This is a genomic window from Pandoraea sp., assembly GCF_004297875.1.
Taxonomy (GTDB): domain Bacteria; phylum Pseudomonadota; class Gammaproteobacteria; order Burkholderiales; family Burkholderiaceae; genus Pandoraea.
In genome coordinates this window covers 1-16,445 of the sequence record NZ_SCSK01000067.1, presented here as the reverse complement: position 1 = coordinate 16,445, position 16,445 = coordinate 1, and the positions used below count along the sequence as shown (strand labels likewise).

Here is a 16,445-nt window from a genome sequence, read left to right as displayed (position 1 = left end):
CGCGCCGCCCCATCAATGCATGCATCATCAAGCAGCGCCGGCCGCGCGCGGCCGCCGGCGCCGACCATCGTCAATCGAGCAAATCGGCCCGCCAGGCATGCACCACCTGTTGCTGCTCGCCCAGGCCGTCGATCCCCAGACGCACCACGTCGCCCTCGCGCAGAAACACGGGCGGCTTGCATCCCATGCCGACACCCGGCGGCGTGCCGGTGGCGATCAGGTCGCCGGGGTTGAGCGTCATCACCTGACTCATGTAATGGATCAGGAACGCAACGCCGAAGATCATGTGGGTGGTGTTGCCGGTCTGGAACCGCTTGCCGTTGACGTCCAGCCAAAGTCCCAGGTTTTGCGGATCGGGCACCTCGTCGGCGCTCACCAGCCACGGGCCGACCGGGCCGAACGTGTCGCAGCCCTTGCCCTTGTCCCAGGTGCCACCCCGCTCCATCTGAAACTCGCGCTCCGAGACGTCGTTCACCACGCAATATCCGGCGACATGCCGCAGCGCGTCCTCCAGCGGCACGTAGCGCGCCCGGGTGCCGATCACCACGCCAAGCTCGACCTCCCAGTCGGTCTTGCGCGAGCCCTTGGGCATCACGATCGGATCGTTGGGGCCGCTGAAGCACTGGTTCCATTTCGCGAAAAGAATCGGCTCGCCGGGGATAGGCAAATTCGCTTCAGCCGCGTGGTCGCGATAGTTCAGCCCCACGCCAATGAATTGTCCCAGCCCGGTAAACGGCGTGCCCAGGCGGCCGGGTGTGGCGACCTCGGGCAGGGTCGTCAAATCCAGCGCGCGCAGTTCGGCCAACCCGGCCGGACTGAGCTGCTCCGGCGTCAGATCGGCGATCACGCCGGAAAGGTCGCGAACTACGCCCCGAGCGTCCAGCACTCCTGGTTTTTCATGGCCCTTCGGACCGAATCGCAATAGTTTCAAAGTGGCTCCTGACGGGAACGGCGCGCCCGGCAGACGAATCGGTCGCACCAACTGTTAAATAATGTTAAATCAGCTCAAATTATTCTGAAAAACTTATAATCGCCGAAAAACAGGCGGCACAGAACGTTCGATGCTTTCTCGGCGGCTGCTGTGGCCACGCCGAAATCGCGGCCGCGATCCGTTGCCAGCTTGACCCGAGAAATTCATGCACACAATAGCATTCAATCAATTGACGCGGGGACTGCTGTGTCTGGCCGTGCTGCTGCCGCTGGCCTGCCCGGCCGCGCCGCTCGGCGTGCAGGATGGCGCGCTGATCGTTGCCGTCGATCCCGGTGACACGCTGTTTGGCATCGCTTCGGACTACCTGCGGCCGGATCACAACTGGCACGACCTGCAACAGTTCAATCAGATTCGTTCTGCTTACCGCCTGCGACCGGCCACGCGGTTGCGAATACCGCTGGCATGGGCCGCGACCGAGCCGTCGAGCGCCCGGGTGCTGTTTGCCAATGGCCGGGTGTCGCGCGTCCTGGGCCGGCATGCGTCGATCCCTTTGACGCCTGGCATGATACTGACCGAAGGCAGCCGCATCAGCAGCGCGCCCGGCGCAAGCGCGACGCTTGAACTGGTCGACCACAGCAAGATACGTGTCTTGCCCGACACGACGCTGGTGCTGGCCCATCTCCGGCAGTACCGGCACACCAATATCATCAACACGGTGCTCCGCTTCAGCCACGGGCAGGTCGAGTCGAGCGTGGACCCGGCGCACCGCGGTATCGGCCGCTACGAGGTCAATTCGCCGCTGGCGGTCACGGGCGTGCGCGGCACGCAATTCCGCGTCGGGCTGAGGGACCACGACTCGCAAATGACCAATGAGGTGCTCAAAGGCGTCGTTGCCGTACAGGGCGCCGGCTCCGCGACGCCCAGCGCGATCACGGCCGGCCAGGGCACCATCGTCGGGCCAGACGGCAAGGTGCAGGCGCCGCGACCGCTGCTGCCCGCGCCATCGCTGCGAGGCATCGCCACCCGCCAGTCGCAGCCGATCGCGCGCTTTGCCTATGCCGCGCTGCCGGGGGCCGTGTCGTATCGCGCCATCGTGGCTCGCGACCGGGCCATCGACGATATTTTGCTGACCGGCTCGTTCAGGGGCCCGGTCGCCAAATTCGCCGGCCTGCCCGACGGCAGGTACTATCTCGCCGTCAGTGGGATCGACGCCGACGGCCTGGAGGGACGCAGGCGGGTAGTCGCGTTCGAGATAGCGGCACACCCCGGGATTCCGGTGGCCGTCGCGCCGCCGCGCGACGCGCCGGTAAGCGGGCCGCATGTCGAATTCGACTGGGGCCAGGTCGGCGACGCGGCCGGCTATCACTTCCAGTTGGCCCGCACACCGAACTTTGCCGCGCCGCTGCGCGACGAACGCCAGGCCGGCAGCCGCCTGCGCATAGCCGACCTGACGCCGGGGCGCTATTACTGGCGCGTGGCATCGATCGGCCGGGATGGCCGATCGGGGGCCTTCAGCGCGCCGCTGCCGCTCGGCGTGACCGTCGCGCCGGAACTCACCGCCATGCAGGCACAGACACGTTCGCCCGCCGCCGTGCAGCTGACCTGGGCCGCCGATGCGACCCAGACCTATCGCGTCGAGCTTGCCCGGGATCCCGACTTCACCTTGCCGATCGCCGCTGGCGTGACGCACGCGCCCGACTGGCATCTCGCGCCGCTGCCATCCGGCACCTACTACGTGCGCGTGAGCTCGCTGGATGCCGACGGCTTCCATGGCATATCCTGCGCGCCGCAGCGAATCCTGATCGACGACAACGGTGACGTCACGCCCAACGTGCGTCTGCTCACCCAACCGTGAAGGCGAGATTCGCACCGGCGCACCGCGGCCCCTTGCTCGAATGGCTGACGTTGACCGCGCTGCTGCTGGTCGCGACGGTCGTCCTGAATCAGTCGGTCGACCAATGGCAACCCAGCCGCCTGCTCTATGACCGGTGGATCGCCTCGGACGCGCGCGCGGCCAATCCCGCCATCGTGATTGTTGCGATCGACAATGCGAGTCTGGCCAGGATCGGCCGCTGGCCATGGCCGCGCTCGGTGCATGCAGCGCTCCTGGCGCGTCTGGCGCGAACCCAGGCCCGCGCGGTTGGCCTCGATGTGATCCTGGCCGAAGCCGATCGACAACATCCCGCAGACGATCTCGCGCTGGCCAGGGCGATCCGCGACAACGGCCGGGTGGTGCTGCCGATGTACGCGACGCACGGCCGGCCGGTGTTGCCCACCCCGGCCTTCTCGGCTGCGGCGGCGGCGATTGGCCATATCGACCTCGAACTCGATTCCGACGGTGTGGCACGCAGCGTGTTTCTGCGTGAGGGCACCCCCCATGCTCAGTGGGACCACCTCGCCGTCGCAATGCTGCGGGTGGCCGGCATGCCGCAGGGCTTGCCTCCGCTGCCGGGCGAGCGCCGGCCCGGGGCGGCGCTCCCGTCCTCCACCGCGCCAGATGCGCCATTGTGGTTGCGAGACAACTGGATCCACATTCCTTTCACCGGAGCCCCCGGGCACTACACGGAGGTGTCCTACGCCGACGTGCTGGATGGCACCGTGCCGCGATCTTTTTTCAACGGCAAGCTGGTACTGGTCGGCGCCACGGCGGCCGGACTGGGCGACAGTTATCCGACCCCGGTGTCGGGACATTCGCGCGCCATGGCCGGTGTCGAAATCATCGCCAACGTGCTCGACGCGCTGATCGCGCACCGCGCCATCGTCGACGCGCCGCCGGTGGCCGGTCTGGTCCTGGCGATCGGTGCGATCCTGCTGGCCATGCTGGGGCATTTCATCCTCACGCCGCGCAAGTCACTGGCCTTGACGGTGGCGCTGGCTGTCGCCACGCTGATGCTGAGCTATCTGATGCTGACCCGCGAAGGGTTATGGATTGCGCCGCTGCCAACCGTATTCATGCTGGTCGTTGCCTATCCGCTGTGGAGCTGGCGTCGCCTGGAGGCGGTCATTCGCTATCTCGGCCAGGAGTTCACGCGGCTCGATAGCGAGCCTCACCTGCTGCCGGAGCGCAAGGCCCCCGCGCCGCTGATCAGCGACACAGTCGAGCGCCAGATTCACGTGATGCATCAGGCGGTCAAGCGTGTGCGCGCGATGCGTCGCTTCATCCAGGACGGTGTCGACAGCATGCCCGACGCGACATTGATTTGCGGCCCGGATCAAAATGTCCTGTTGGCCAACCACGAGGCATTGCGCTATTTCGGCGCGCGTGGAGCAACACAATTGCGCGGCACACCATTGCACGATCTGTTGAGCCACCTGCGGCAGCCGGCTCACAGCGACTGGAGCACGCATCTGCAGCGCGCAGTCGGGCACGCGCAGCCGGTCACGGTCGAAGCGCAAGACGGTGATGGCCGCGACTTCCTGGTCAAGCTGGTGGCGCTGTTCGACCCGTCGCATCAGCCCATCGGCTGGATCGTAACGTTGATTGACATCTCGTTGATTCGCGAAGCACAGCGGCAACGCGACGAAACGATGCGATTCCTGTCGCACGATATCCGCTCGCCGCAATCATCGATCCTCGCTTTGCTCGAGAACCAGAAGTATCGTGAAAGCGCCCTGTCGCCGGAAGTGTTTGCCCAACGCATCGGCAAATACGCCGAGCGCACGCTCAGTTTGGCCGATGACTTCGTGCAGCTCACACGCGCCGAATCGCAGGCGTATCAATTCGAGGAAGTCGATCTCGCGCAGTTGCTGCTCGACGCGCTCGACGACGTGTGGGAGCTGGCGTCGGCCAGGCGAATCGCGATCGACACAGATCTGCCCGAGGACGGCGCACCAGCACGAGGCGACCGGGCACTGCTCACGCGCGCGCTTATCAATCTGCTCAATAACGCGATCAAATACAGCGACCCCGACGCGCGCGTCGTTTGCCGGATCGCGCCGGCGCCGGACGGTTGGTGCCTGAGCATTCACGACCAGGGTTGGGGCATCCCCGCCGATGCCTTGCCTCGCCTGTTCGAGAAGTTCGCCCGCTTCGTCGCGCCTGGCGAGAATGACCCGGGCGGCACGGGCCTTGGCCTGGCGTTCGTCAAGACCGTGGTCGACAAACACGGGGGTCGGCTCTCGGTCAGCAGTACGGTCGGACAGGGGTCCTCGTTCGTCGTTGACCTGCCAGCGTCGGCCTCTTGAGCCGCCGGCCGCACGGCTCACGCATCGCCTGCTGCCACGCCGTCGCGCGCCGCGACCGGCTCGAGACGATAGCCCCGCGAATAGACCGGCACCAGTTGCACGCCGTTTTCGGGGCGCAACTTGAGCTTGGTTCTGACGCGTGACAGGTGGGTATCGAGCGTGCGCGACGCGATTTCCGCGCCGCGGCCCCAGACCGCCTGCATCAGCAGATCGCGCGGCAGCAGGCGGCCGAGGTTCTGGAACAGCAGTCGCGCCAGATCAAATTCGCGGGGCGTGAGTGTAATCGGCTCGTCGTGCATGTGAATCGTCTTTTGGGGCAGGTCGACGCGATACGGCCCAATTTCGATCAGGCTGTCTTCGCCCGCGCTCGGGTAGGCGCGCCGCAGCAATGCGCGCACCCGCGCGACAAACTCGTTGGTTCTGATCGGCTTGGTCAGGTAATCATCGGCGCCCGCCGACAGTCCGCTGATAATGTCCTCCTCCAGATTGCGAGCGGTGACGAACAGCACGGGTACGTCGTTGCCGAAATGGGTCCTGAACCACAAGATAAAATCGCGTCCGCTGGTGTCGGGAAGCTCCCAGTCAACGATCAGCATATCGAATTTTTCTTCGCGCAGCCGTCGGTTGAGCGCCCGTCCGGTGGCAAACGTGGTGCATTCGTAGCCGGCCTCATGCAGCACGCGCGACATGATCGCCGCGTGGGCTTCGTCATCTTCTAGCGACGCAATTTTCATCACTCCCCCTGTGATCTCCCGCCGGGCGCGGCACAACCCGCCAAGGTTACATTGCCTGGCGCGCCGCCCCCATTCTATCCAATCGATAGCCGTGGCCGTAAATCGCGACGAGGCGATAGCCGTGCTGGCCGGCCCTGAGCTCGAGCTTGGCGCGCAGCTTGGCCACATGGCTATCCAGCGTGCGGGAAAACGCCGGGTTGGCCTCGCCCCAGATCATGCGCAAGATGTGCGCGCGCGTGACCGTGTGCGAGATATTGCGAAACATCAGCAGTGCGATATTGAATTCCTTGTGCGTGAGCGAAACCCGCTTGCCCGAGAATTCGACCTCCCGCCGGCTGATATGGAACGTGTAGTCGCCGTGCGCTTCGCGGCTGCTATGCACGTCAGCGCCACGCGCGCGCCGAAGCATCGCTTCGATCTGCGCTACCAGCACGGCAGGCGAGATCGGTCTGACGGTGCATTGGTCGGCACCCAGCCGCAGGCCATCGGCCACGCTCAGCGGGTGCTCGGCACCGGTGATGCACATCAGCGGCGGGTTGTTCCTGGCGCGCTGCCTGAGGCGTCGGATCAACATCGCCGGACCGGCATTCTCGCCCGACCAATCCACGATCAATGCGTCGTAGCATTCGACTTCCAGCGCCGCCAGCAAGACGTCGCTCGAATCAAAAAATGCGCAGTTGTAGTGCGCTTCCGACAGAATGTGTCCGAGAATCTTCGCGTCATTCGTGTTAACGGCGAAGACGGCCAGTTGGATCTTCATGCTTGGCAAAAATAGCTCATCAACCTGGTTTTTTTCGGCTGCGCGCATCCCGCATCTACAGGTCAATTCAGCGTTATCGAGCAGGCGGCGACATTCAACACCCTATGGCCGATCATAATGGTCAGGCATGCAAATCAAGCAAAACTTAAGGATATTTAACAATTGAACAGACCTCGGCCCTGGCAATGCGTCTTTTTTCGCAAGACACATCCGAACTCCTGTCACGTTTGTTCTTGATCGTCGGTGCCGGTATCATGACCGGCGTCGGCACGACCGCCGGCGCGCCCTGCGCGGCGCTGCCGAGACCACGCCCGATCTCGAATTTAAATGCAACAAAATCAACCGGTTATCGCAGAAATGAAAATCGCCACCTGGAATGTCAACTCGCTCAAGGTTCGGCTCGGTCAGGTCCAAGACTGGCTCACCGCCAATCCCGTCGATGTGCTGTGCCTGCAGGAATTGAAGCTGCCCGACGATAAATATCCGCTGGCCGACGTCAGTGCGGCGGGTTACCAAAGTTATTTCACTGGCCAGAAGACATACAACGGCGTGGCCATTCTGGTGCGCGAGGCCAGCGGCCTGGCTGTGACGGATGTGGTCCGCAACCTGCCGAATTTTCCGGACGAGCAGCAACGCCTGATTGCCGCGACGGTGGGCGACATGCGCGTGGTGTGCGGCTATTTCCCGAACGGACAGGCGCTCGACTCGGAGAAGTTTCCTTACAAACTGCGCTGGCTGGATGCGCTGACACACTGGGTGAGCGACGAACTTGCCAAGCATGCCAAGCTGGCGCTGTTGGGCGACTTCAATATCGCACCGGAAGATCGCGACGTGCACGACCCGAAGGCATGGGAGGGAAAAAATCTGGTGTCGCCGCAGGAACGCGAAGCTTTCGCCCGCCTGCAGGGCCTGGGCTTGCGCGATGCTTTTCGCTTATTCGAGCAGCCCGAGAAGAGCTACAGCTGGTGGGATTACCGGATGCTCGGTTTTCGCCGCAACGCCGGGTTGCGCATCGACCATATCCTGCTGAGCAGCGCGCTGGCGGATCGCTGCGTGGCGTGCGCGATCGACCGCACGCCACGCGCGCTCGAACAGCCGTCGGATCACGCGCCGGTGATCGCCACGCTCGAGCCGTAAGCGTCTCAGGTCGGCCACGCGGCCCTGATGCGCTCGGCGATTTGCCTCAGCTCGGCGGGGTCGGCCGGCTTGGCCGCATGCATGGCCAGGAATTGGCCTTCGCGGCGCGGAATAACGTGCACGTGCAGATGAGGCACGGTCTGACCGGCCGCGGCGCCATTGGCCTGAGCCAGAATCACGCCGGCCGGCGCAAGTGCGGCCTTGACGGCCAACGCGGCCTTGCGCGCGGTGCGCATGCAGGCCGCGGCGCCCTGCTCGGAGAGTTCGAAGATCTGCGCGGCCGCCTCCTTGGTCAGGACCAGCACATGTCCTTCGCTCTGCGGCATGATATCCATGATGACCAAAGTCTGGTCGTCTTCGAATATCCTGATGCACGGCGCTTCGCCGCGCAGGATTTTCGCGAAAATATTGTTCGGATCATAACTCATGGCGCTGTCCGGAAATGGATGAAGCGCCTATTGTAATGAGCGGCTCGCCGGCTGGCGAGCAGACGCGACGCGGCCGGGCGCTATCGTCAGGCGAGCTGCCGGGTCAGTTCGATGCCCAGGCAAAGACCCAGCCCAGCCTGCCAGGACGGCGCACGCAGGCCGAAGGTCTCGGCCAGCTTGCCATTGTCGAGCAGCGAATTGATCGGGCGCTCGGCCGCGGCGGCATGCTCCTGAGCCGATATCGGCAGCACCTGCGGCCTGGCGGCCAGATCCATGCGGTTGACGATCAGTTGCGCGAAATCGTGCCAGGTGGCGCGGCCCTGCGCGCTCAAATGGTAAATGCCGCTGCGCGCGTGCCACCAATCAGGCCCGGTGCCGCCGGCGATGCCTTGCGCGACGATATGCGCGCTCAGCTCGGCCACGGTGCGGCACCAGGTCGGTGCGCCGTACTGGTCACTGACGACGCGCAACTCGGCCTGCGAGCGGGCCGCGCGCATGATCGATAGCAGGAAATTGCGGCCACGCAGACCATAAACCCAGCTCGTGCGCAAAATGACGTGCGCCGCGCCGCTGGCCGCAATGGCTTGCTCGCCGGCAAGTTTGCTGCGGCCGTAGACATTGAGCGGATTGGGTTGTGCTGCCTCGGTATAGGGTTCGCGCTGCGCGCCGTCAAACACGTAGTCGGTCGAATAATGCACCAGCACGGCGCCCCGCCGGGCCGCCTCCCCGGCCAGCACGCCCGGCGCTTCGCCATTGATGGCCATCGCCAGTTCAGTCTCCTGTTCGGCTTGATCGACGGCGGTATAGGCGGCGGCATTGACGATCAGATCAGGAGATACCTCGCGCACTACCTCGCGAATACGCGCGGCGTCGCGCAGGTCGAGGATTTTGCGCGACGGCGCGACAACCTCGCCGAGCCCTTGCAGGCTGCGCGCCAGCTCCCACCCGACCTGACCGCCGGCGCCAGTAATCAGAATCTTTTTGATCATGCTCGAAACATTCGTGTCTCAGGATTCGAGGCCGAGCTCTTGAATCTTGCGGGTGATCGTATTGCGGCCGATGCCCAGGCGGGTAGCCGCTTCCACTTTGCGCCCGCGGGTGAAATCGAGCGCCTCGTTGATCACCGCCGACTCGAAGCGGCGCAACAGAACGTCCATCACGTCGGGGGTCGCCGTGCGCAACAGGCGCGCCACTTCGCGCCGCAACGTGGGCTCCCATTGGCCGGCGTCCAGTGCCATGCCACCGCGCGCGCCCGCACCGCCGGCCTGCGTTGCCGCAGCTTCGCCTGCCGCTGCTTCGGGCGCCGTCGGGCCACCGGCCCCTTGCGGACCCTGCGCGACCACGCCAGCGGCGCCGACGGTCTGAAATTCGGGCGGCAAATCCTTGATCTCGACGGTTTGAGCCGGCGCCATCACGGTCAGCCAGTTACTGAGATTCTCCAACTGGCGCACGTTGCCCGGGAACGGGAAGCGCGTCAGGTGAGCCAGTGCGGCATCGCTGATGCGCTTTGGCTCGACGCCCAGGTCTTGCGCGCTTTTCTGCAGGAAATGCCGCAACAGCAGCGGAATGTCCTCGCTGCGCTCGCGCAGCGAGGGCAGGCGCAGCCGGATCACATTGAGACGGTGGTACAGATCTTCGCGGAACAGTCCCTGGCGGGCACGTTCTTCGAGATTCTGATGCGTCGCGGCGATCACCCGCACGTTAGCCTTGATCGGGCTATGTCCGCCGACCCGATAGTAGTTGCCGTCCGACAGAACGCGCAGCAAACGGGTTTGCAAATCGAGCGGCATGTCGCCGATCTCGTCGAGAAACAGCGTGCCGTTCTCGGCCTGCTCGAACCGGCCCCTGCGGGTGGCCTGGGCGCCGGTGAAGGCGCCACGCTCGTGACCGAATAATTCGGATTCCAGCAAATCCTTCGGAATCGCCGCGGTATTCAACGCGATGAACGGACCGGCCGCGCGCGGGCTATGACGGTGCAGCGCGCGCGCCACCAGCTCTTTGCCGGAGCCGGACTCGCCGGTGATCAGCACCGTGGCGCTCGAATGCGACAGCCGGCCAATGGCCCGGAATACGTCCTGCATGGCGCTGGCCTGGCCGAGGATCTCGGGCTCCTCGGCCAGCCGCTCGTCGACGGTCGCCTCACGCAGGCTTTCCTCGACCGCTCGCATGATCAGCTCGACCGCACGATCGACGTCGAACGGCTTGGCGAGATACTCGAAGGCGCCGCTCTGAAACGCCGAGACTGCGCTGTCCAGATCGGAAAACGCCGTCATGATGATGACCGGCAGGCCCGGGTAACGCTGCTTGGCGGTCTGCAGCAGTTCAAGCCCCGAGCCGCCCGCCATGCGGATGTCGGACACCAGCACCTGCGGCGACTCGGTTTCCATCGCGGCCGCGGCCTCGCGCGGCCCGGCGAAGCTGCGCACCGGCAAGTTGGCGCGTGAGAGCGCCTTTTCGAGAACCCAACGAATCGATTGATCGTCGTCTACTATCCAGATCGGCTTCATGGCTCACCGTGAAAAAAACATATCGGAACTGCCGGTCCTGTACTCACCCGAGCGGCAACATAATGCGAAAATCGGTGCGTCCGGGTCGGCTCTCGCACTCGATCGAGCCTTCATGCCGTTGCACGAAAGACTGTGCAAGCGTCAATCCCAAACCGCTACCGCCTTCTCGACCCGACACCAGCGGGAAGAAGATGCGGTCCCGGATTTCCTCGGGAATACCGGGCCCGTTGTCGATTACATGCAATTCCAATGCCAGCTTGTGCAGCCGCTTGGCCAGCGTGACCTTGCGCGCTACCCGGGTACGCAGCACGATCCGCCCTTGGCCGCGCTCGATCTGCTCGCGTAGCGCCTCGGCGGCATTGCGCACGATATTTAGCAGTGCTTGAATCAATTGTTCCTTGTCACCGCGCAGATCGGGCAGGCTGACGTCGTAATCGCGCTCGATCTCCAGGCCTTGCGGGAATTCAGCCAGCACCAGCGAGCGAACCCGCTCGCACACCTCGTGCAGATTGATTTCGGTGACGATGTAGGGGTGCCGGTGCGGCTCGAGCAACCGATCCACCAGCGTTTGCAGGCGATCGGACTCCTTGATGATGACTTGCGTGTACTCGCGCAACTCACGCTGCACGAGTTCGAACTCCAGCAATTGCGCCGCGCCGCGAATGCCGCCCAGCGGGTTCTTGATTTCATGCGCCAGATTTCGGATCAGTTGCTTGTTGATCCATGCCTGATCGAGAATTCTCTCCTCGCGCTCGTTCTTGAGTTTCTGCTCGTTTTCGATCAGCTCGACGATCACGAAGTCCGGCGCATTCTCCGGGATACCGACGATCGCATGGGTATGCAAAGGCTCCTGCGCAGTGCGTTCGAGCACCAAATCGAGGCGTGTTGCCTGGAATTGATTCGCCAGCAGCTCTTTCATCGTGGCGTCGATCACTTCGCCGTTGAGAAAAAGATCATGCCACGTCATGTGCGCCAGCGAGCGTCGCGAGAGCGCCAGCAACGCCTCGGCGGGCGGGTTCGCGTAGACCACTCGCAGCGTCAGTTTGTCGAGCACCAGCAGGACCGTGGCCAGCGCCTCGAGGCCCGGCAAAATGCCGCTGGCAGCCAGCGCGGCCTCCCCAAGGTCTTCATGGGGTTCAGCGATCGGAGGGTTCGTGGTACGAACGGATTTCATGTTTGGCGCCGTCGAAAAACCAAGCTTCACACTGGTCGTGAAATAAACAAGGGGGAGGCAAACTGCCCTCCCCCTCTGCTTTCATTGGCTAGCTCGGAGCTGGCAACAATTTACAGCGAGTAGTACATGTCGAACTCGATCGGGTGCGTGGTCATGCGGAACCGGGTCACTTCTTCCATCTTCAACTCGGTGTACGCATCGAGCATCGCATCGGTGAACACGCCGCCGCGCGTCAGGAACTCGCGATCTTGCTGCAGGTACTCCAATGCCTGTTCGAGGCTGGAGCACACGGTCGGGATCTTGGCATCCTCTTCCGGCGGCAGATCGTACAGGTTCTTGTCGGCGGCTTCGCCCGGGTGGATCTTGTTCTGCACGCCGTCCAGGCCGGCCATCAGCATGGCCGAGAACGCCAGGTACGGATTGGCCATCGGGTCCGGGAAGCGCGCTTCGATGCGGCGGCCCTTCGGGTTGGCGACGTACGGAATGCGGATCGAAGCCGAGCGGTTGCGTGCCGAGTAGGCCAGCTTGACAGGCGCTTCGAAGCCCGGCACCAGACGCTTGTACGAGTTGGTGGTCGGGTTGGTCAGGGCATTCAGCGCCCGAGCGTGCTTGATGATGCCGCCGATGTAATACAGCGCGAACTCCGACAGGCCGCCGTAGCCGTTGCCGGCGAACAGGTTTTGGCCGTCCTTCCACACCGATTGGTGAATGTGCATGCCCGAGCCGTTGTCGCCGACGATCGGCTTCGGCATGAAGGTAGCGGTCTTGCCGTAGCTGTGCGCCACGTTTTGCACAACGTATTTCAGGATCTGCGTCCAGTCGGCGCGCTGCACCAGCGTGGAGAACTTGGTGCCGATTTCGTTCTGCCCCTGGCCCGCGACTTCGTGGTGGTGCACTTCAACGGGCACGCCCAGCTGTTCGAGCAACAGGCACATTTCCGAGCGCATGTCCTGGAAGGTGTCGACCGGAGCGACCGGGAAATAACCGCCCTTGACACCCGGACGGTGGCCGGTGTTGCCGCTGTCGAATTCCTTGGACGAGGACCACGGTGCTTCTTCCGAGTGCACGGTGACCGAGCAGCCCGACATGTCGATGTGCCAGTTCACGGCGTCGAAAATGAAGAACTCGGGTTCCGGGCCAAAGTAGGCGGTGTCACCCAGGCCGGTGCTCTTGAGGTACGCTTCGGCGCGCTTGGCGATCGAGCGCGGATCGCGGTCGTAGCCCTTGCCATCGGAAGGCTCGATCACATCGCAGGTCAGCACCAGCGTGTTTTCTTCGTAGAACGGGTCGATATAGGCCGTGTTCGGATCCGGCACCAGCAGCATGTCGGAGGCTTCGATACCCTTCCAGCCGGCGATCGAGGAACCGTCGAAAGCATGGCCGCCGTCAAACTTGCCTTCGTCGAATGCCGACAGCGGCACGGAAACGTGCTGCTCTTTACCTTTGGTGTCGGTAAAACGGAAGTCGACGAATTTGACGTCTTCCTCTTTGACCAACTTCATTACGTCTGCCACAGACTTGCTCATGCATATCTCCCGAAAGATTCAACTTGTCACCCCGCTGGCGCATCGCAGCGAAGTGCCACATTCTAACGAACTCCGTTTGCGGATTCACCGTTATTAAGCAGAAAACGTGCCACATGACTATTCCCACCCCAGGGCCCGAGCGCTTGCGGGATGCCAAGGGAGATCGAATGCTTTCATTATGGATGAAAATCCCCATTTTGATGCACAGCAGGGCAAAAAAATCACCAATTTGGTGCTTGAAATAAAAATGCCCATTTTTGGTGCAGCCTCGCCGCGCCATGCCTATCTCTGGCGAATTGCCGCCACACCCCATAGAATGAACGACTATCACTCGAACGAGCTCGATCCCATGACAAAAGCCACCGACATCTACACCCAAGCCGATCAGCGACGCCAATCCGGCAACCTGCCCTACGCCGGGGCTGTCACGCCCGAAGAGGCCGCGGCATTGCTGCAGCTCGACCCCGACGCCCGGCTGGTCGACGTGCGCACTCGCGCAGAGCTCGACTGGGTCGGACGCCCGCAAATCGCCGACGACAGATACATTCATATCGAATGGATCCGCTATCCGGGCAGCGTGCCCAACGCGCAATTCCTTGAACAGCTGCGAGCCCAGGTCACACCGAATGCGCCACTGCTGTTCCTGTGCCGCAGCGCCGCGCGCTCGAAGGTCGCAGCCAAGCTTGCGACCGAGAACGGCTTCACCAGAGCCTACGACATTCTCGATGGTTTCGAGGGCGATAAAAACAGCGCCGGCCACCGCAAAACGGTATCCGGCTGGTGCCATTGCGGTCTGCCCTGGATCGGGGCATAAGGCCCGCGTGCCTGCCGCGGCATCGCGTCCAACCCTGATAAGGAGCACCTATGAGTCTTGCGAGCTTGATGACTTTCGCGCTGGCGCTGCTGGTCGCTGCCGGCGCGCCTGGCCCCGGCATCGCCGCCATCGTGGCACGCGTGCTCGGACGCGGCACGCAGGGCGCGATCGCCTTTACAGCGGGCATGGCCATTGGCGACGTCGTCTGGCTGACCTGTGCGGTGCTTGGCGTGGCCGCCCTGGCGCAGTCATTCAGCGAAGTCTTCCTGGCGGTCAAATATGCGGGTGCGCTCTACCTGCTTTATCTCGCCTGGAAAATGTGGACCTCGCCGGTCACCACGCAGGAGGTAACCCAGCAGACCCAGGCGCCTCGCGAGCGCCCGTCCCGGCTGTTCCTCGGCGGGCTCTCGGTGACGCTGGGCAATCCCAAGGTCGTCATCTTTTATCTGGCGCTGCTGCCCAATCTGCTGGACCTGCGCCACATCACGCCGCTCGGATACTTCGAAGTCGTCGGCATCACGCTGGCCATTCTCGCCGTGGTGTTCGGCGCCTATATTCTTCTCGCGGCCCGCGCCCGCAAGCTCCTTGCCTCGCGACGCGCGATGAAGTTGCTCAACCGCTCGACCGGCGTGGTCATGGCCGGCGCCGCAGTGATGGTCGCCACTCGCTGAGATATCTGCGCCCGCTCGAGCCGCCGCCGAAGCCTGTCATCGGCGGCGGTTTTTTTGCGGCGCATTATTGCGGTTCAGACAATAATTTATTTAACTAATCATTATTTTTCATCGATAGCCTAGGGAATACACTGATTCCTGTCAGCGGTGCCAAGATCGCATCGCTCCTAACCAGTTAGACAGGAGTCAAAAATGAAACGTCTTACCCTTGCTTCCGCCCTTGTTTCGCTCACGCTGGCTGCCGCTGCCGTACCGGCCTTTGCCAGTGACGCTTATCCCGATGGCTCGCAACTGGCCTGGGTACCCCAGACCAGCAGTGTGACCCGCGCACAGGTTCGCGCCTCACTGGTGCAGGCAGAACAGCAAGGCCTGCTGCTGCAAACCGATGCGGTCTACCCGAAGATCGCCGATCCGGTCAGCACGAAGACGCGCGCCCAGGTCGAGCAGGAACTCGTCGGCTATACACCGGCGCCGTTCTATCGCGGTCAATAATCGTCTGGCGTCCGGCCCGCATGCGGCGCCGGCGCACGCCATGGCGGCAACCACGCAATCCGGATGCCGATCGGACGCTTGCAGCCCATGCTCGATCGCCGTCGGTACCCATATGTCAGGGCCTGCGGCAACCCTTCCCCTTGCACAGCGCTCTCCTGTCTCCGTGTGCTTCCCCGAGCACATGGGACCTTGCCCACCGCTCGCGCGGTGGGTTTTTTTGTCGCGCCCGACCCAAGCTTGGCACGCGGCGGCCGTGCTAGCATACGCGGCTATTCTTTATCGCATCGGAGCCTCGCGTGAGCCAAATTGAATTCGACATCGAATGGACCGAGCGCGCCTCGAAGAAAATCGAGCGCCTGCTGCCCAAAGGCACCCCGATTGGATTACCGCCGATCGAATGCCTGCCGATGGAGGGCGACGTACTGTTCCTCGGCAGCAAGGAAAAGAAGCAGCCTTTCGTCGTGATCGAACGTCAATACCATCACGAAAGCGACAACGACTGGACCATCGTATTGATCCTCGACCTGCCCGAGGCCTGACGCGCCGCCACCTTGCCGCATCTCGGGGTTAACCTGCGATGCGAGCCCAATTTAGCCTGGCCTATACTGAAAACGTCATATAAGACGGAGACGGCCATGCTTTCCTTGACCAATGCTCACCTTATTTTGATGTTTGCTCTCGCGGCGCTCGGCGGCGTCCTCGTCGGCACCCGGCCTTGCCCGCTGTCGCTCATCAAGATCGGCCTGCGCGCCATCGGCATCGTCGCCGGCGCGATCCTCGCGGTGCTGGCCCTCGAGTTGCTGCCGGCACTGCTTTGAAGCCTCGCAGGCACCAGCCTGCCAACACTGGCGCGATGCCGCCCCATCAGCACGTTGCACCAAAAATCACCGGCACTATTGACCGCCTCAAAAAAGCCCGGTAAGATTGCGGGCTCAGTTGGGGCGTTAGCTCAGTTGGTAGAGCAGCGGACTCTTAATCCGTAGGTCGAGTGTTCGAGCCACTCACGCCCCACCAGAATACAAAAGGGTTTGCGAGCAATCGCAAACCCTTTTTCATTTCCGCAATTCGCGGTTTGTTCCGCAATTA

Annotated in this window: 16 protein-coding genes and 1 tRNA gene; 9 read left to right on the top strand and 8 right to left on the bottom strand. The window is 63.2% G+C overall.

Annotated features, from left to right (window positions below):
- Window positions 1-70: 70 nt before the first annotated feature.
- Complete coding sequence (locus EPN80_RS19215; protein ID WP_293031164.1) at window positions 71-931, bottom strand: fumarylacetoacetate hydrolase family protein; 861 nt, start codon at window positions 929-931, stop codon at window positions 71-73.
- A gap of 205 nt (window positions 932-1,136) precedes the next feature.
- Between EPN80_RS19215 and EPN80_RS19210 the strand changes: the two genes are divergently transcribed.
- Entirely contained in the window at window positions 1,137-2,786 is a 1,650-nt protein-coding gene (locus EPN80_RS19210; protein WP_293031160.1) for a FecR domain-containing protein, read from the top strand.
- A 32-nt stretch (window positions 2,787-2,818) separates the two neighbouring features.
- The gene (locus EPN80_RS19205) at window positions 2,819-5,116 is read left to right on the top strand and encodes a CHASE2 domain-containing protein (RefSeq protein ID WP_293031158.1); all 2,298 of its coding nucleotides are present in this window, start codon (window positions 2,819-2,821) and stop codon (window positions 5,114-5,116) included.
- 17 nt (window positions 5,117-5,133) lie between these two features.
- Here the strand turns inward: EPN80_RS19205 and EPN80_RS19200 are convergent, their stop codons facing one another.
- Together EPN80_RS19200 and EPN80_RS19195 are read right to left on the bottom strand one after the other, a co-directional pair.
- Window positions 5,134-5,850 carry a response regulator transcription factor gene (locus EPN80_RS19200; RefSeq protein WP_293031155.1) on the bottom strand — a complete coding sequence of 239 codons (717 nt, stop codon included), beginning with the start codon at window positions 5,848-5,850 and terminating at the stop codon, window positions 5,134-5,136.
- A gap of 46 nt (window positions 5,851-5,896) precedes the next feature.
- The gene (locus tag EPN80_RS19195; protein WP_293031152.1) at window positions 5,897-6,610 is read right to left on the bottom strand and encodes a response regulator transcription factor; all 714 of its coding nucleotides are present in this window, start codon (window positions 6,608-6,610) and stop codon (window positions 5,897-5,899) included.
- Window positions 6,611-6,967: 357 nt separating this feature from the next.
- On the opposite strand from EPN80_RS19195, the gene xth reads away from it, so the two are divergent.
- A complete protein-coding gene (xth, locus tag EPN80_RS19190) occupies window positions 6,968-7,747 on the top strand; it encodes an exodeoxyribonuclease III (RefSeq protein WP_293031612.1) in 780 nt (259 codons plus the stop codon).
- 5 nt (window positions 7,748-7,752) lie between these two features.
- On the opposite strand, the gene EPN80_RS19185 is transcribed toward xth, so the two are convergent.
- The 5 genes from EPN80_RS19185 to glnA all read right to left on the bottom strand — a co-directional run bounded on the left by EPN80_RS19185 (window position 7,753) and on the right by glnA (window position 13,382).
- The gene (locus tag EPN80_RS19185) at window positions 7,753-8,175 is read right to left on the bottom strand and encodes an HIT family protein (protein WP_293031149.1); all 423 of its coding nucleotides are present in this window, start codon (window positions 8,173-8,175) and stop codon (window positions 7,753-7,755) included.
- Window positions 8,176-8,261: 86 nt separating this feature from the next.
- Window positions 8,262-9,164 carry a dTDP-4-dehydrorhamnose reductase gene (gene rfbD / locus EPN80_RS19180; RefSeq protein ID WP_293031146.1) on the bottom strand — a complete coding sequence of 301 codons (903 nt, stop codon included), beginning with the start codon at window positions 9,162-9,164 and terminating at the stop codon, window positions 8,262-8,264.
- 18 nt (window positions 9,165-9,182) lie between these two features.
- Complete coding sequence (gene ntrC / locus EPN80_RS19175; protein ID WP_293031143.1) at window positions 9,183-10,682, bottom strand: nitrogen regulation protein NR(I); 1,500 nt, start codon at window positions 10,680-10,682, stop codon at window positions 9,183-9,185.
- A gap of 43 nt (window positions 10,683-10,725) precedes the next feature.
- Window positions 10,726-11,856 carry a nitrogen regulation protein NR(II) gene (gene glnL, locus EPN80_RS19170; protein ID WP_293031140.1) on the bottom strand — a complete coding sequence of 377 codons (1,131 nt, stop codon included), beginning with the start codon at window positions 11,854-11,856 and terminating at the stop codon, window positions 10,726-10,728.
- 110 nt (window positions 11,857-11,966) lie between these two features.
- On the bottom strand, window positions 11,967-13,382 hold the full coding sequence (gene glnA, locus EPN80_RS19165; RefSeq protein ID WP_293031137.1) for a type I glutamate--ammonia ligase: 1,416 nt from the start codon (window positions 13,380-13,382) through the stop codon (window positions 11,967-11,969).
- Between the two features lie 349 nt (window positions 13,383-13,731).
- Between glnA and EPN80_RS19160 the strand changes: the two genes are divergently transcribed.
- The 6 genes from EPN80_RS19160 (at window position 13,732) to EPN80_RS19135 (ending at window position 16,373) form a co-directional block, all read left to right on the top strand.
- Window positions 13,732-14,196, top strand: a complete 465-nt coding sequence (locus tag EPN80_RS19160) for a rhodanese-like domain-containing protein (RefSeq protein ID WP_293031134.1) — start codon at window positions 13,732-13,734, stop codon at window positions 14,194-14,196.
- A gap of 50 nt (window positions 14,197-14,246) precedes the next feature.
- Entirely contained in the window at window positions 14,247-14,867 is a 621-nt protein-coding gene (locus EPN80_RS19155) for a LysE family translocator (protein ID WP_293031131.1), read from the top strand.
- A gap of 192 nt (window positions 14,868-15,059) precedes the next feature.
- Entirely contained in the window at window positions 15,060-15,359 is a 300-nt protein-coding gene (locus EPN80_RS19150; protein ID WP_293031128.1) for a DUF4148 domain-containing protein, read from the top strand.
- Between the two features lie 296 nt (window positions 15,360-15,655).
- Entirely contained in the window at window positions 15,656-15,898 is a 243-nt protein-coding gene (locus tag EPN80_RS19145; protein ID WP_293031125.1) for a DNA-binding protein, read from the top strand.
- Window positions 15,899-15,994: 96 nt separating this feature from the next.
- The gene (locus EPN80_RS19140) at window positions 15,995-16,177 is read left to right on the top strand and encodes a hypothetical protein (protein ID WP_293031122.1); all 183 of its coding nucleotides are present in this window, start codon (window positions 15,995-15,997) and stop codon (window positions 16,175-16,177) included.
- Window positions 16,178-16,297: 120 nt separating this feature from the next.
- Window positions 16,298-16,373: transfer RNA gene (locus tag EPN80_RS19135), tRNA-Lys, on the top strand.
- The last annotated feature ends 72 nt before the right edge of the window (window positions 16,374-16,445 follow it).

Bases quoted from the DNA above. Each gene is read 5' to 3' on its own strand.
- EPN80_RS19210 (WP_293031160.1), top strand. From the start codon at position 1,137: ATGCACACAATAGCATTCAATCAATTGACGCGGGGACTGCTGTGTCTG.
- EPN80_RS19200 (WP_293031155.1), bottom strand. From the start codon at position 5,850: ATGAAAATTGCGTCGCTAGAAGATGACGAAGCCCACGCGGCGATCATG.
- EPN80_RS19195 (WP_293031152.1), bottom strand. From the start codon at position 6,610: ATGAAGATCCAACTGGCCGTCTTCGCCGTTAACACGAATGACGCGAAG.
- xth (WP_293031612.1), top strand. From the start codon at position 6,968: ATGAAAATCGCCACCTGGAATGTCAACTCGCTCAAGGTTCGGCTCGGT.
- EPN80_RS19185 (WP_293031149.1), bottom strand. From the start codon at position 8,175: ATGAGTTATGATCCGAACAATATTTTCGCGAAAATCCTGCGCGGCGAA.
- rfbD (WP_293031146.1), bottom strand. From the start codon at position 9,164: ATGATCAAAAAGATTCTGATTACTGGCGCCGGCGGTCAGGTCGGGTGG.
- ntrC (WP_293031143.1), bottom strand. From the start codon at position 10,682: ATGAAGCCGATCTGGATAGTAGACGACGATCAATCGATTCGTTGGGTT.
- glnL (WP_293031140.1), bottom strand. From the start codon at position 11,856: ATGAAATCCGTTCGTACCACGAACCCTCCGATCGCTGAACCCCATGAA.
- glnA (WP_293031137.1), bottom strand. From the start codon at position 13,382: ATGAGCAAGTCTGTGGCAGACGTAATGAAGTTGGTCAAAGAGGAAGAC.
- EPN80_RS19160 (WP_293031134.1), top strand. From the start codon at position 13,732: ATGACAAAAGCCACCGACATCTACACCCAAGCCGATCAGCGACGCCAA.
- EPN80_RS19155 (WP_293031131.1), top strand. From the start codon at position 14,247: ATGAGTCTTGCGAGCTTGATGACTTTCGCGCTGGCGCTGCTGGTCGCT.
- EPN80_RS19150 (WP_293031128.1), top strand. From the start codon at position 15,060: ATGAAACGTCTTACCCTTGCTTCCGCCCTTGTTTCGCTCACGCTGGCT.
- EPN80_RS19140 (WP_293031122.1), top strand. From the start codon at position 15,995: ATGCTTTCCTTGACCAATGCTCACCTTATTTTGATGTTTGCTCTCGCG.